The sequence below is a fragment of the Paenibacillus shirakamiensis genome, assembly GCF_017874255.1.
In the GTDB taxonomy this organism is placed as follows: Bacteria; Bacillota; Bacilli; order Paenibacillales; family Paenibacillaceae; genus Fontibacillus; species Fontibacillus shirakamiensis.
Map to the genome: position 1 here is coordinate 171,527 of NZ_JAGGLD010000006.1, position 14,420 is coordinate 185,946.

The 14,420-nt window shown below is 42.5% G+C and carries 12 protein-coding genes and 1 rRNA gene; 7 read left to right on the plus strand and 6 right to left on the minus strand.

Annotated features, from left to right (window positions below; all coding sequences use genetic code 11):
* From glnA to J2Z69_RS15940, 4 genes are all read left to right on the plus strand, one after another.
* Positions 1-1,425, plus strand: a complete 1,425-nt coding sequence (gene glnA, locus J2Z69_RS15925) for a type I glutamate--ammonia ligase (RefSeq protein ID WP_209864806.1) — start codon at positions 1-3, stop codon at positions 1,423-1,425.
* Between the two features lie 263 nt (positions 1,426-1,688).
* Complete coding sequence (gene serC / locus J2Z69_RS15930) at positions 1,689-2,777, plus strand: 3-phosphoserine/phosphohydroxythreonine transaminase (protein ID WP_209864808.1); 1,089 nt, start codon at positions 1,689-1,691, stop codon at positions 2,775-2,777.
* A gap of 127 nt (positions 2,778-2,904) precedes the next feature.
* Entirely contained in the window at positions 2,905-3,372 is a 468-nt protein-coding gene (trmL, locus tag J2Z69_RS15935; protein ID WP_209864810.1) for a tRNA (uridine(34)/cytosine(34)/5-carboxymethylaminomethyluridine(34)-2'-O)-methyltransferase TrmL, read from the plus strand.
* A gap of 226 nt (positions 3,373-3,598) precedes the next feature.
* Positions 3,599-3,853 carry an AbrB/MazE/SpoVT family DNA-binding domain-containing protein gene (locus J2Z69_RS15940; RefSeq protein ID WP_209864812.1) on the plus strand — a complete coding sequence of 85 codons (255 nt, stop codon included), beginning with the start codon at positions 3,599-3,601 and terminating at the stop codon, positions 3,851-3,853.
* A gap of 302 nt (positions 3,854-4,155) precedes the next feature.
* On the opposite strand, the gene J2Z69_RS15945 is transcribed toward J2Z69_RS15940, so the two are convergent.
* Both J2Z69_RS15945 and J2Z69_RS15950 read right to left on the minus strand, forming a co-directional pair.
* Positions 4,156-5,232 (minus strand): phosphodiester glycosidase family protein, encoded by a 1,077-nt coding sequence (locus tag J2Z69_RS15945; protein ID WP_209864814.1) that lies wholly within the window; start codon positions 5,230-5,232, stop codon positions 4,156-4,158.
* Complete coding sequence (locus tag J2Z69_RS15950) at positions 5,229-5,639, minus strand: hypothetical protein (RefSeq protein WP_209864863.1); 411 nt, start codon at positions 5,637-5,639, stop codon at positions 5,229-5,231. Before J2Z69_RS15950 ends, J2Z69_RS15945 begins: the two co-directional genes overlap by 4 nt.
* A 198-nt stretch (positions 5,640-5,837) precedes the next feature.
* Between J2Z69_RS15950 and J2Z69_RS15955 the strand changes: the two genes are divergently transcribed.
* Entirely contained in the window at positions 5,838-7,043 is a 1,206-nt protein-coding gene (locus J2Z69_RS15955; RefSeq protein WP_209864817.1) for a hypothetical protein, read from the plus strand.
* Between the two features lie 145 nt (positions 7,044-7,188).
* Here J2Z69_RS15955 and J2Z69_RS19335 read toward each other — a convergent pair whose 3' ends face one another.
* Both J2Z69_RS19335 and J2Z69_RS15960 read right to left on the minus strand, forming a co-directional pair.
* Positions 7,189-7,323 (minus strand): hypothetical protein, encoded by a 135-nt coding sequence (locus J2Z69_RS19335; protein ID WP_281069419.1) that lies wholly within the window; start codon positions 7,321-7,323, stop codon positions 7,189-7,191.
* Positions 7,324-7,499: 176 nt separating this feature from the next.
* Positions 7,500-8,288 (minus strand): DUF2161 family putative PD-(D/E)XK-type phosphodiesterase, encoded by a 789-nt coding sequence (locus J2Z69_RS15960; RefSeq protein WP_209864820.1) that lies wholly within the window; start codon positions 8,286-8,288, stop codon positions 7,500-7,502.
* A 214-nt stretch (positions 8,289-8,502) separates the two neighbouring features.
* On the opposite strand from J2Z69_RS15960, the gene J2Z69_RS15965 reads away from it, so the two are divergent.
* Complete coding sequence (locus tag J2Z69_RS15965; protein WP_209864823.1) at positions 8,503-10,398, plus strand: PrkA family serine protein kinase; 1,896 nt, start codon at positions 8,503-8,505, stop codon at positions 10,396-10,398.
* A 784-nt stretch (positions 10,399-11,182) separates the two neighbouring features.
* On the opposite strand, the gene J2Z69_RS15970 is transcribed toward J2Z69_RS15965, so the two are convergent.
* Both J2Z69_RS15970 and yhbH read right to left on the minus strand, forming a co-directional pair.
* Positions 11,183-12,631, minus strand: a complete 1,449-nt coding sequence (locus J2Z69_RS15970) for a SpoVR family protein (RefSeq protein WP_209864826.1) — start codon at positions 12,629-12,631, stop codon at positions 11,183-11,185.
* Positions 12,628-13,788: a sporulation protein YhbH gene (gene yhbH, locus J2Z69_RS15975; protein WP_209864830.1), complete on the minus strand. Its 1,161-nt coding sequence runs from the start codon at positions 13,786-13,788 to the stop codon at positions 12,628-12,630. The genes J2Z69_RS15970 and yhbH overlap by 4 nt, the downstream gene beginning before the upstream one ends.
* A gap of 546 nt (positions 13,789-14,334) precedes the next feature.
* Here yhbH and J2Z69_RS15980 point away from each other — a divergent pair.
* Positions 14,335-14,420, plus strand: a 16S ribosomal RNA gene (locus tag J2Z69_RS15980); the annotation flags it as partial.

Below are 14,420 nucleotides of genomic sequence, written 5' to 3' on the forward strand. Positions count from 1 at the left end.
ATGTCTGCACAACAGTTTTTGAAAGTTATTGAGGAGAAACAAATAGAGTGGGTGGACTTCCGATTTGTAGACCTTTCCGGTCGCGCGCACCACATCTCTCTACCGGCTAAAGAGGTGGATGAGGAAACGTTTGTTAATGGCGTAGCCTTTGATGGTTCGTCCATTCCAGGTTTCCGTGGAATTGAAGAGTCCGATATGGTTATGATGCCAGATCCTACTTCATTTTTCGTGGATCCATTTACTGCACATCCAACCATTAATATCTTATGTGATATTTATACACCAGATGGTGAGCGCTATGAGCGTGACCCGCGTAGTATCGCAGTACGTGCAGAAGAGTATCTGAAGCAAAGTGGCGTGGGTACTACTGCATTCTTTGCACCTGAGTCTGAATTCTTTATTTTTGATGATGTACGTCATGAGAGCAGCATGAATCGCTCTTACTATGAAGTGAACTCCGAGGAAGCTGGCTGGAATACAGGGCGTGAAGAAGAGGGCGGCAATCTTGGATTTAAAGTCCGCGTTAAAGGTGGCTACGTTCCAGTTGGACCAACCGACAAACAACAAGATATTCGTAGTGAAATGTGTCGTTTGCTAGAAGAAGCTGGCCTTCGCATTGAGCGTCATCACCACGAGGTAGCTACAGCAGGTCAAGCGGAGATTAACTTCCGTTTTGATACCTTATTGAAAACAGCCGACAATCTAATGGTCTACAAATATATCGTTCAAAACACAGCTCAACAATATGGTAAAACAGCTACTTTCATGCCAAAACCTTTGTTTGGTGATAATGGTAGTGGTATGCATGTACACCAATCTATTTTTGATGGTGATACACCTTTGTTCTACGAAAAAGGTGGCTACGCTAACTTAAGTGAAATGGCTCTACATTACATTGGCGGGATTTTGCACCATGCGCCTGCACTGATTGCATTTACGAACCCAAGCACGAACTCATTTAAGCGTCTTGTTCCTGGATATGAAGCTCCGGTGAACTTGGTGTATTCCAAAGGTAACCGTTCAGCAGCTGTTCGTATTCCAGTTGCAGCCGTAACGCCTAAAGGATGCCGCGTAGAGTTCCGTACGCCAGATTCTACGGCTAACCCTTATCTAGCTTTCTCTGCGATGCTTCTTGCTGGTCTGGATGGAATTAAGAACAAAATCGATCCAAATGAAAAAGGCTACGGCCCTTACGATAAGAACATCTATGAGTTGTCGGACGCTGAAAAGAAAGACATTCGCAGTGTGCCAGGTTCATTAGATGAAGCCTTGGATGCTCTTCTTGCAGACACAGACTTCTTAACAGAGGGCGGCGTATTTACACAAGAATTCATTAATAACTTTGTGGAATTGAAACGTGGCGAGTCCAAAGCGGTCAATATGCGCGTTCATCCACACGAAATCGGTTTGTATTTCGATCTATAATTCTACCTAGGTATTGCCCTTATAATTTTGATAGATGAGGTAGTCCTCTGGCCCTACGGGCTGGAGGACACCTTATTTTTATTAGAGAACTAAGGAAATATGAAGCTTTATACTTAGATTCTTTACTCAGATCATGCGTTAATGTGTCAATTCTGCAAACAGGGTGAATATGTTCTTGAAGCCTATAGAGAATGTTGATATAGTATCCGTAACTGAAGAACCAACAGATGATTAGTTCGGCTTAAGAGAGAGGATGGGAGTCCATGAACAAGAGAGCCTTTAACTTTAATGCAGGACCTGCGGCAATTCCATTAGAAGTACTGGAGCGGGCGCAAGCAGAATTTGTCGATTTTCAAGGTACAGGCATGTCGATTATGGAAATGTCACATCGAGGTGCAGTCTATGAATCCGTGCATGATGAAGCTCAGAAAAGATTGCTAGGTTTGCTAGGAGCTCCGGTAGGTTACAAAGTACTATTTTTGACAGGAGGAGCTTCTACACAGTTCGCCATGCTTCCTCTTAACTTCTTAACCGAAGGAAAAACTGCAGGTTATGTTCGGACAGGCAGTTGGTCAGACAAAGCGATTGCCGAAGCTAGACTGATTGGTGAGACGTATATTGCCGCTTCATCTGAAGATGATAAATTTATGTCCGTACCGGATCTCCATCAGTTGCAGATTCCAGAAAATGCTGCTTACCTTCATGTCACTTCGAACGAGACGATTGAAGGTACACAGTTTAAAGAATTTCCAGATACGGGAAGTACACCCCTAATTGTTGATATGTCCAGTGATATTTTATCTCGGTCACTTGATGTGAATCGCTTTGATCTAATCTATGCAGGAGCGCAGAAAAATCTGGGTCCTTCTGGTGTCACGGTTGTGATTGCACGTGAAGAGCTACTTCAGAATTCACCGAAGCATATTCCAACAGTGCTACGCTATGATACGCATTTCAAAAACAATTCACTATATAACACTCCACCTGCTTTTTCCATTTATATGGTCAATCAAGTCTTGAAATGGATTGAAGAGCAAGGAGGGCTAACAGGTATTGAAGCTTTAAATGTAAAGAAAGCAGACCTTCTTTATCAAGCTATTGATCAGAGCAGTGGATTCTTCCGAGGCTGCGTAGCGGAGTCCAGTCGTTCTAATATGAATGTAACGTTCCGTTTGTCTTCCGAAGACATCGAGAAAAAATTTATCAAAGAATCGGAGCAAGAAGGATTTGTAGGTCTGAAAGGACACCGAAGTGTAGGAGGGCTTAGAGCTTCCATATACAACGCGGTACCTTACGATACAGTAAAAGCATTGGTAGACTTTATGGCTGAATTCCAACGGAAAAACGGATAATTTCCCCAAAAATTACGTGTATGTTATAGAAGGTGGCCCATATTGTTTGGGGTCATCTTTTTTGTAATTTGGAGAAGCATGGTATAATAAGTCGATTCAAAGAGTATTTAAAAAGTTGAGGTGTAATATGGCATTACATATTGTTCTTGTTGAACCGGAAATTCCGGCTAATACGGGTAACATCGCCCGTACATGTGCAGCAACAGGTATTCATTTACATTTGGTTCGACCCTTGGGTTTCAGGACAGACGATGCAACATTGAAGCGTGCAGGATTGGATTATTGGTACGCTGTTCATATTGAATATCATGATTCTTTTGCAGAAGTAGAAGAGAAATATTCAGGAAATCGTTTCTTTTTTGCAACTACCAAAGCTTCTCAGAACTACGCTGATTTTCAATATCAAGATGGAGACTTCTTTGTATTCGGGAAAGAGACTAAAGGACTATCTCCTGAGATTTTACAGGCTCATCCTGAACATTTAATTCGGATGCCGATGACTGACAAAGTGAGATCATTGAACCTGTCGAATTCTGCGGCAATTATCGTTTATGAAGCTCTTCGTCAACTGGATTTTCCTGGAATGGATAAATAAGGTATAATTAATTACAAAACGCGACATAAATCGATATTCTTATAAAGAATATTACAATTTTTTTAAAATCCAGCAGGATTCCAACAATATGCATCGAAATAACTATATTTAAAGACATACTATCTTTGCTATGGGATATAAGAAGGGGGAAGCTTCGAATATCTTCATGAGAGAGAGCAATGGTTAAGGGTGTGTCTATATTTATCGGGAGAGGTGTACTTTATTTATGAAACCTGCTGGTGTGGTCCGTAAAGTGGATCAACTGGGGAGAATCGTCTTACCCAAATCGCTTCGGAAAAGATATCAAATGAACGAAGGCGACCCTGTTGAAATTTTAGTTCAGGGTGATCATATTATTTTGGAGCGTTATCGTCCTAAATGCGTATTCTGCGGTTCGATGGAAGAAGTCAAAGAATTCAAAGAGCGCACGATCTGTGGTCAATGTCTCACAGAAATGAATCATCTGCCAAAACTGGGTTAACCAGCATACAAGAGCACCTCGATGTAATTAGTCGGGGTGCTCTTCTTTGTTACATCTGGAGGTTTTTGTTCGTCAAGATAAGGAGTACAAAGACAACAAAAAAACTCTTCCTGTAGGAAGAGCTTTCTTGATTATAAACCTTTAGTTTTGTCTTCATTATACGATGATGTAAGAATTCCGGCTACGAACAGAACGAACACAAGAGCTATAATCCAAAAAGTTAATGAGAAAGTCATTGCCGACACCTCCAACGTATACTATCCCCTATTATAACTCCGACCCATCCAAAATAAAACATTATTCTATTTAAAAAATAGAAAGTGTGTGGGCACCGGTCGAAGGGCTCCGTCAGAAGGGGTATTTACGACCCTGCCATTCAAGATCAAAGAGGCAGAACCTCCTCCATCAAGATTATATGCGTTATATACGCCAAGATTATAGAGCTTATCCTGAAGTTCAGGTAAAGAGGCGCCTGAACTACCATTTTCGTTATAACCATCCACGACTACAACTAAAAGTTGATCATCTTTATAATTGCCAATAATAGTTCGAGGTGCGCGATAGGGTGAAGTTATCCATTGATCTGGAATTTTAGTTTTCATGCCATTTTGGATAAGAACAGGGACAAAGGTAGCTCCGAAGGATGGTTTCAAAGAATCAAGCTGAGATTGACTACTAAATTTCCCTCCAATTAGCTGCCCCGTCTCATTAATTCCTACGAAGGATAGATCCTTAAAGCTGGGTTCGAATCCATTGATATATTTACCGTTTTGAATGGTTGTGCTTAAGGGGTATCGTTTGCCGCCCATGTCTGCAAAACCTCCGGCATTGATGCCAGCAACCGCTCCGGTGTGTTGTACGGCTTGCATAGTTGTTACAGCAGTACCGGGTACGGTACCTTCTAAGGCCATTTTCATTGCTGATGGTTCTTTTAACTTAATCTTCATGGCATAGGCTCGGTAGTCGCCCGGATTGAACTTATATAATTCGATTCGAATCTTATTGCTCTGCACAATCTCAATGGGGGACAGACCAATCTGTTGTACAATTCTTCGATTATAGATGAGTTCAGGCTTTGCAGCTACGGAAGATGAAGCATGTACAACATGGGTAAAGGTCTCGTTAGTTTGCTGATAAAGCATTGCTGTTTTGCGAATTGTAGCGGTAGTGTATTTTGCGGCTCCTTCAGCCACTGACAGCGTCTCCGAAGTGGTCTTCAATTTCTGTTGAAGCTCCATGTTAGTAGGCTCAAGTACGATAGCTTCAGGCTTCCAATGTATCTGCATAGACCCTAGCAGCAGTAATGCAAGAAAAAGCCCGAAGAATGGAGCGAGAATCAATAAAAAAAGTCGGTTTATGTGTTTGGTATTCATGTTCATTTGAGCAGATCCATTTTGTTTTGAAGAAGGCTGAGTTGTTTTTTGACTTCATTGAGTTGTGTGTATAGTTTGTTGCTATTGTCTGTCTTGTTGCTAGCATTATCCTTTGTGAAAGTCAGTAGTTCATTAAAGGACTGGACCTTACCATCAAGCTCCTTAACTTCTTTGGAGAGGGAATTCATTTGAGCGCTATAGTCAGATTTGAACTGATTGGACTGTATTCTCCATTTGGCATCCAGTTCTGACAACATCGTTTGTTTGAGATGCTGACTATACATATAGGTGGCGCCAACACCTAAACCTATAAATACGATCCAAATTACTAAAAATAATTTTACGTTTGCTCCCTTGCTTGCAGAGCTCCGTGTTCCAGGCCGAGTGGATACCGGCTCAGTACCATAGGACAAGTAACTCACCTCAAGTCTAGCAAATTTCTGTTTTTTCCCATTTCATTCTATCATTGTGATGGTGGCGATGCAAAAATGTTGGAAATTTTCATGAATTTCCATACACACTAGATTCATAGGATATTGTGGTTATAAAGTCTGTCCTTACGCATATAGATTTTAGAATAGAAGGAAGACAAAACCCGAGGAGGAAGTGGATTGAATCCATGGTATGACGCTGAATTGAACGTTGAAAATATCATTCGGCTGGATGAAGAAAAAGCGGATCCTACCTTTGTTCGGAACGTGTTGGACTCCTTGATTCATACACCCATAATCATGAGGTATGCAGAAGAACACATCATCTCTAATCATCAGGCTTTGGCGTCTTGGTTATTTCATGCATGGTTGGGTTTTCCTAATTCTCAACAGAAGGGCGAGCAAGACGAAGCTTCAGGCAATGACTCGATCATTCTAACATCGGGCCGGAAAGAAGGAATTCTTCGCGTGTATGAGGCTCTGTTGAAGCCAGGTGATGTGATGATTACGATGAACTCTCTAGATACTTATATTGTGGAAAAGATTAAATCATGTGGTGCTGTAGCTGTTCAGCTATCGATTCAAAATGATAAGGGGTGGGCACAGTTTGAATCATTGCTCTTAACTAATCCACCTGCCTTTGTTCATATCCGAGTTGAAGATAATCAGAGTGCCTATGCGGTGAAAGGTAGCGGGGGATTAGTGGTAGAGAGCGAATTTGTTAGATTCATAAAGTTACTTCATCATAGGGATATTCCGATTCTAGTAGAGTGGGAAAGGAATGAAGCACCGTTATTCAATGAGGAGGAGCGGCGTACCTCTCTATACAACATTTGTCAAGATTCAGGATTTGAAAAAAGGATTGAAATTGGATCTTTAGCCGAACATGGCCTATCTCTAGGATGGGTGCGGGGGGAGGAGTCGTGGATATCCCATTTGGGGCTTCTCTCTAATGTGCAAGAGAGAAGGTTGAAGATCCGCGGTCCGCAACTCGCGGATCCTGAGGTACTGCTTGCGCCGGATTTCTCCTGGCGCAAGTACGCCTCGGCCTTGAACCGCGAATATCGATCGCGGCAAGCCGAGGCGCTTGCTTGGCTTGAAGACGGTGGCGGTGTTCTCGCCACAGCCTTCAAGCACCAGCCTCCCGGCAGCGGGCGTTACCTGTGGGGAACGCTGCCGGAAGGCTGGGACAGCGCCGCGCTGCTGCGCGCTGCGCGGATTCACGGCGCCACGTTCCACGTTGGCGCCGTAGATCTTGCGTCCGCGGCGGAGCCTTCGCGGACGCTGCGCCTTAGCGTTGCGGCGGTGAGCCGCGAACGCTTGCAGGTGGGCCTCGCGCGCATTGCCGCGGCGGCCGCCGAGTTCACAGCACGGTGGGACGTATAGTCCCCGTGCTGTGAACTCAGCGGCCAGATGAGAGCCATAGGCTTCCTCATCTGTACGTTCTTTTTTATACTTCATCGTCCTAGTTCTTCATCTGAGACCTAACATTCCAGAATTCATATTCCAGATTTCATCATCAGAGGTCCTGTCATTCCAGATCCCATGTTCCAGATTTCAACATCCGAGATTCCATTAATTCCACATCGCCTCGTCTTAGATTCAGCACCCAAGATTCATCATAGGAGCTCTCGTCGTTCCAGATCGCATCTTCCCAGATTTTCATTACTTTAGCTTCATCATTCTAGATCCTATCACCGTATATTCCATCATCCCGGATTCCACGATTTTAGATTCAACATCCAAAGTTCATTATCCCAGACTCCATGACCTCAGATTCCTTTTCAATTCTGTTACACTTTCCTATCGTTCTACTTTGCCGTAGATCCAAACCACTCTTCTTCACCATGATGACTCATCTGCATGACTCTCATCTTCACTATCGCCGATAACCTCGGCCATTTCGGCAAAAAGGCGATGGCTTGCTGTAACCTGATCATATCGTTGCAGTGCAGCTTGTCCCTCAGGAGTTAGAGCGTAGAGCCCACGGCTTACACGGTTGAACCAGCCGTAGTAGTTATCCCGCAACATGGCCGCGGCTTTGCCGATACCGCTTAGATCGCGAACTTGCCTTGGAGCCATCGGCTCCGTGCTCTGAGACATGACCGTAGCTAGCTTCAGAGCGCGTTCTCGGTATGCTGTCACTAACTTCGTTCCTCTACTTCCTCCTACATTATAATCTCCACTGCGTTCGTGGAATTCCGTAACAAGTTTGGAGACACGATTTTTGATAGGTTTCACCCGATTAGAGCTAGCCGTTCCAACAGAAGGGGTACATAACACTTCAACAAAAGCCGCTTTGGTTTTATAGTGAGTCACCGTAATGAGACCGAGGTCCAGTCTTTGACAGAGCTTTATAATTTCGCTCCACTTTTGACTATGTGCACCTTTCTTCGTCCGGTTCCGTTCCACGGCTAGATAGACGAGGGGACTAAGCTTCTGTCGCTCTAATCCCTGAAGAAGGAGAGCAAGATTGAATATTCTTTTCATTTCTACAATTAAGGGTTGATCCTGTCCAGGCAGGAATCCCACGAGATCACAGTGTCGGACTTCACTCTTAACAGTATAACCCTGCGCTTCGAAATGCTGTTTTAGCGGAAGGTACAGTTCAGTTTCATGCTGTACAGCCATTAGTTTGCTCCTTTTTACTAGGTAGATAAATTATATCATAAGGGTTGCAAAGGCTTTCCTGCATCTCCTAAAAATCACTTCTACAAAATCGTCAATTAATTGTACAAAGTCGCATAAGTATGTAATATCCTTTTTTACACTTTACGGATAATGCGTGTACTGCTCAGACGGTAAAGATTGCGAGTTCATATCGGAAGCACAGGAGGTACCAAGCATGGATATTTTTGAGCGCGTAGCAGCATATCGGGCAGAGAGCGATCGGTTGGCTTGGAGCGGTACTTTTAAAAATTATATTGAATTACTCAAAAAGGACCCATCTCCCGCCAAAACAGCTCATGCCCGAGTATATGACATGATCGAGTCCTATGGCGTAGAAGAAGTGAATGGACATAAGCAATATAAATTTTTTGAGCAGGAGATCTTTGGCTTAGATCGAGCGATTGAGAAGCTGGTCGAAGAATATTTTCATTCTGCTGCCCGTCGTTTGGATGTACGTAAACGGATATTGCTTTTGATGGGTCCGGTTAGTGGAGGCAAATCGACGCTGGTTACTCTGTTAAAAAGAGGACTTGAGAAATACTCTCGCACCGATAAGGGGGCGATTTACGCAATCGAAGATTGCCCCATGCATGAAGATCCACTTCATCTTATTCCCCATGAGCTTCGCCCAGATTTTGAGAAGGAGCTAAGCGTAAGGATCGAAGGCAATCTTTGCCCGGTGTGTCAATTACGCGTCAAATCAGAATATGGCGGAGATATCGAGCAAGTCCGTGTAGTCCGATTGGAAATATCTGAAGATGCCCGGGTGGGCATTGGCACATTTAGTCCCTCGGATCCCAAATCTCAAGACATAGCTGATCTGACAGGGAGTATTGATTTTTCAACCATTACGGAATTTGGATCGGAGTCTGACCCAAGGGCCTACCGATTTGATGGAGAGTTGAACAAAGCAAATCGAGGCCTGATGGAATTCCAAGAAATGCTGAAATGCGATGAGAAATTTTTGTGGAACTTACTCTCATTAACCCAAGAGGGGAATTTCAAGGCAGGTCGGTTTGCTTTAATTAGTGCGGATGAATTAATTGTAGCCCACACGAACGAATCGGAATACAAGACATTCATTGCAAATAAGAAAAATGAAGCATTGCAATCTCGTATGATTGTTATGCCAATTCCGTATAATCTTAAAGTTTCACAAGAAGAGAGAATCTACGCCAAGCTGATAGGACAAAGCGACATGGGTCATATCCATATTGCCCCGCATTCCCTGAAAGCCGCAGCCATTTTCTCTATTCTATCTCGTCTGAAAGAATCCAAAAAACAAGGTGTAGACCTGCTGAAGAAGATGAGACTTTATGATGGTGAAGAAGTGGAAGGATACAAAATCGCGGATCTCAAGGAATTACAAAATGAATATCTTGATGAAGGCATGTCAGGTGTAGACCCGCGTTATGTAATTAACCGGATTTCCAGTGCGCTGATTAAGCAAGATTTGCAGTATATTAACGGACTCGACATTTTGCGTGCGATTAAAGATGGGCTAGATCAGCATGCGTCCATTACACGTGAAGAACGTGAACGTTATCTCAATTTTATTGCTATCGCACGTAAGGAATATGATGAATTAGCCAAAAAAGAAGTGCAGAAGGCATTCGTATACTCATTTGAGGAGTCTGCCCGTACACTATTTGAGAATTATCTAGATAATATTGAGTCCTTCTGCAACTGGTCCAAGATACGCGACCCCTTAACCGATGAGGAGATGGACCCAGATGAGCGCTTAATGCGTTCTATCGAGGAGCAGATTGGTATTTCGGAAAATGCAAAAAAAGCATTCCGCGAAGAAATTCTGATTCGAATATCTTCTTATTCACGCAAGGGGCGGAAGTTTGAATACAATGATCATGAACGCCTGCGTGAAGCAATTGAGAAGAAGTTATTCATTGATTTGAAAGATATCGTGAAGATTACAACTTCGACCAAAACGCCGGATGAGAGTCAGCTCAAACGGATTAATGAAGTCATAAAGAGATTGGTGGACGAACATGGCTACACGCCGGGCTCGGCCAACGAACTGCTGCGCTATGTGGGTAGCTTGCTTAATCGGTAGTAAGTGAGCTAGAGGTAGCAGTAGTAAGAAGCCAGAGAACTAAAACCCGAACCCGAACCCGAACCCGAACCCGGATAGAACTAGAACAGAATCGAGAACAATAACAATAACAATAACAAGAACAAAAAACAAAACCTGAACCTGAACTCGAAATCTAAGAGTCTTAGGTTAAGAAACAAAATAGTGGTTTCGAAAAACTATAGCCGTTTTCTCCATGAGAGAGAACGGTTTTTCTATCTGTTTAACGTTTGTGTTTATCAGAGCCAAAGTTCAGAACACTTGCTCTTTTGCGAAAAAACTTATTCTATCGAGAAAGAAAGAAGCAATTAAATAAGTAAAAAGTAAGTAAACAGTCAAGTAAGTAAATAATCAAGTAAAAAAGTAGGTAAAAAGTAGGTGAAAAAGTAAGGGAAAAAGTAAGTAAGTAAGCAATCAATCAATCAATCAAGTAGGTAAAAAAGTAAGGGGAAAAGTAAGCAATCAAGCAATCAAGCAAGTAAATAAGTAAATAAGTAAATAAGCAAGAAAGCAAGAAAGCATGAAGCAAGTAGCTTATAGGCAAATGCTATTCATTTCCTTTTTCGGAAGAGCTGTCAATCTAAAGTAATCTATTAAACTTCTTATTAAATTTGGATAAAACTCCTATTTCGTTACCATCTACATAACAGGCTAATCTCTAGGCTTAAAGTTATTCTATGACTCCTAAGATCCTTGACTTTAACTCATAAGACACCTGTACAGAACATAAAAATCCCTCCCGCCTAAGGCAGAAGGGATATCATTTTTAAGTAAACTTCCTATAATGCTTCGTACCATCATAAGTGAATACAGCCTTTTTATCGTCGATAACGGTTTCGAGATGTACCGTTCGGCCCCATAGCTGATGTACATAGGGAAGGGTGCGCTCCAAATATTTCAAATCAAGTTCTGTGCCTTCGAATTGGTGCTTTAGCACAAGTTCTCCTGTTCGCTGGAAATCTCCATCTTGAACAACAATATAAGGAGAACCTCCATTAACCCTAGAATAGACAAGCTGATCTCGGATGTTTTCCCAAGCTTTATCTGTGATCTTCCATTCTGGGCCTTGTTTTTCGAATACATACAAATCAAGATCGCGGGTCAGATCCTTGGTAAGATAGCTGCGAATAAAGGAAGTATCCGAATCGAGTTCTCGGACTTCGAACATCTTTTCGCGCCCTTTTCCTGGACTTCTTCCATAACGCTCTTGTTCCTCTAGTGTAGGTTTATCCCATCTGCGCTCGATATCTTCAAATATTTTCAATCCCAAGTAGTAAGGGTTCAGGCTTTGCGTGGAAGGCTGCACTACCGAAGAGTTCAGCTTAGCGAATTCTATAGTCTCTTCACTGGTCAGATCTAATTCACGAACAATACGCTGATGCCAGTAGGAAGCCCAGCCTTCATTCATGATTTTGGTCTCCATCTGTGGCCAGAAATAGAGCATTTCTTCCCGCAGCATACTCATAATGTCTCGTTGCCAGTCTTCAAGTACATCTGAATACTCCTGAATGAACCAGACTAGATCCTTTTCAGGGGAGGGCGGGAATGGAGCAACACTAGAGGGGCCATCAGTAAGAGGGGGAGATGTATCGTTATTTTGATCATCTAATCGCCACAGATCATCATAAGGGCCCTCATGAACTATTTTCTTGTGAGCATCTTTTTGTTCTTGTATACGCGCATCGGTGTAACGGCGTTTCTCCAGTCTGCGTGGCTTGATTAGTTGTGGATCGACATGCTCTTGAATCGCGAGTACCGCATCCATAAAGGCTTCTACAGCATCTTCACCATGCACCAGCTCATATTGACTGATTCGCTCAGCGGTGGCTGACATGCTGTCTACCATATTGCGATTAGTTCCAGAGAAACGCAAATTATTCTTGAAAAAATCACAATGCGCCAGTACATGCGCCACAATGAGTTTGTTTTGGATTAGGGAATTGCCATCTAGCAGGAAAGCATAGCAAGGGTCGGAATTGATAACCAATTCGTAGATCTTGCTCAGTCCAAAATCGTATTGCATTTTCATCTTATTAAATGATTTGCCGAAGCTCCAATGGCTGAACCTTGTGGGCATGCCATAAGCACCGAATGTATAAATAATATCCGAAGGGCAAATTTCATAGCGCATTGGATAATAATCTAGCCCGAACCCATCCGCAATCTCCATGATCTCCGCTATGGCATGTTCTAATTTCTGCAAATCTTGATTCATGGGGCAACTCCCCCTTCACGCTTTTGGAAGAAACTCTTAAGGGCGTGATAGACAGCGCCTTTTTCCTTAATGATGTAATGCATGAATTGTTCTTGCTTAATATGCTTATATGCCGACATGAGTGTACTACCTCGGTTATATTGATTCACTTCTCCATAGCCGAACAAATTGCTTCGTTTTAGGAGTTCGCCTATTAGCTTGACGCAGCGATCATTGTCTGAGGTGAGATTATCTCCATCTGAGAAGTGAAAAGGGTAGATGTTAAAGCTTGAAGGTGGATAACGTGTATCGATGATCTCTAGGGCTTTAATGTAAGCGGATGAACAGATGGTGCCCCCACTTTCTCCACGGGTGAAAAAATCCTCTTCAGATACCTCGCGCGCTTCTGTATGGTGAGCAATGAACACAATCTCAACTTTTTCATATTGCCTGCGCAAGAATCGTGTCATCCAAAAAAAGAAGCTACGTGCGCAATATTTTTCAAAAGCCCCCATGGATCCTGAAGTATCCATCATTGCGATAATTACAGCATTTGAACGAGGGATGATAATATCCTCCCATGTTTTGTAGCGGATATCATCTGGAGAGATTTTATGAATGCCAGGTTGCCCATTTCTAGCGTTACGACGCAGATTTTCTAAGATCGTACGTTTCTTGTCTATATTAGACATAATGCCTTTTTTACGAATGTCATTAAAACGTATATCGTCAACCTCAAGTTGCTGATTATCCTTTTCCTTCATATAAGGTAGTTCTAATTCATTGAAAAGCATATCTTCTAATTCTTCAATACTGATCTCTGCTTCCATCATATCCACACCTGGCTGGTCGCCAGCACCTTCACCTTTGCCAGGCTGTTTTGGGCTATCTTTCCCTAGTACATCACCAACAGATGAATCCCCATCACCTTGGCCTACATGTTTTTCTTTCTGAAAATTATGGACGAATCTATACTCTTCCAGATTGCGTAGAGGGACTTTAATAATCTGTTTTCCATCAGACATGATTATATTTTCTTCAGTGATGAGATCAGGAAGGTTTTGTTTGATGATTTCCTTTACCTTTTTCTCATGCCGCTGCTGGTCCTGATATCCTTTACGGTGTAGTGACCAGTCCTCCTTGGACACGATAAAGAGAGACTTGTCGGATGACGGCATTGCCTAGGCACCTCCCTTAAATTAAAGGCTGGATTGACCTCTTACCTATGTATATTCAATCAGGGGAGGGTTATGTGAGGGGTATTGCGTATAAGAAGGAACCTATATAGATAAGGGAGAGAGCTTGTTAATTAAAGCTGGTTTTAATATAGAGCAGGAGACTTCCAAGCTTTTAAAAATTTTTATAATAAAATGCTTGCTAAGTAGTCTTAGTCTATGGTATATTCTTATTCCGGCCATGAGACATATTGTTTCACCGGAAAGAAACATTACGAACTGGTAAAAATTATGACTTGCCAAACGGTGAGACAACATGTTATATTATAAGAGTTGCTGCTGAGACATCGAAAGAGACGCAAAGCGGCGCTATATAAGAGAAATTGATCTTTGAAAACTGAACAACGAGTGAGTAAAACATATGAACGAGAGACGACTTCGGTCGGATCGATATTCATTTTAAGAGAAGTAATTCTCGTCAGTTTCAAAATGAGCAATTCAAACACCTGATTAAAAGATCTTCTCTTCTGGAGAAGAGCATTTTAATCCTTAATGGAGAGTTTGATCCTGGCTCAGGACGAACGCTGGCGGCATGCCTAATACATGCAAGTCGAGCGGAGTTTAATTCGAAGCTT

Coding starts and splice junctions, on each gene's coding strand:
- yhbH (WP_209864830.1), bottom strand. CDS start 13,788: ATGCCGTCATCCGACAAGTCTCTCTTTATCGTGTCCAAGGAGGACTGG.
- J2Z69_RS15970 (WP_209864826.1), bottom strand. CDS start 12,631: ATGAATCAAGATTTGCAGAAATTAGAACATGCCATAGCGGAGATCATG.
- J2Z69_RS19335 (WP_281069419.1), bottom strand. CDS start 7,323: ATGAAAATCTGGGAAGATGCGATCTGGAACGACGAGAGCTCCTATGAT.
- J2Z69_RS15940 (WP_209864812.1), top strand. CDS start 3,599: ATGAAACCTGCTGGTGTGGTCCGTAAAGTGGATCAACTGGGGAGAATC.
- J2Z69_RS15965 (WP_209864823.1), top strand. CDS start 8,503: ATGGATATTTTTGAGCGCGTAGCAGCATATCGGGCAGAGAGCGATCGG.
- glnA (WP_209864806.1), top strand. CDS start 1: ATGTCTGCACAACAGTTTTTGAAAGTTATTGAGGAGAAACAAATAGAG.
- J2Z69_RS15945 (WP_209864814.1), bottom strand. CDS start 5,232: ATGAACATGAATACCAAACACATAAACCGACTTTTTTTATTGATTCTC.
- serC (WP_209864808.1), top strand. CDS start 1,689: ATGAACAAGAGAGCCTTTAACTTTAATGCAGGACCTGCGGCAATTCCA.
- trmL (WP_209864810.1), top strand. CDS start 2,905: ATGGCATTACATATTGTTCTTGTTGAACCGGAAATTCCGGCTAATACG.
- J2Z69_RS15960 (WP_209864820.1), bottom strand. CDS start 8,288: ATGGCTGTACAGCATGAAACTGAACTGTACCTTCCGCTAAAACAGCAT.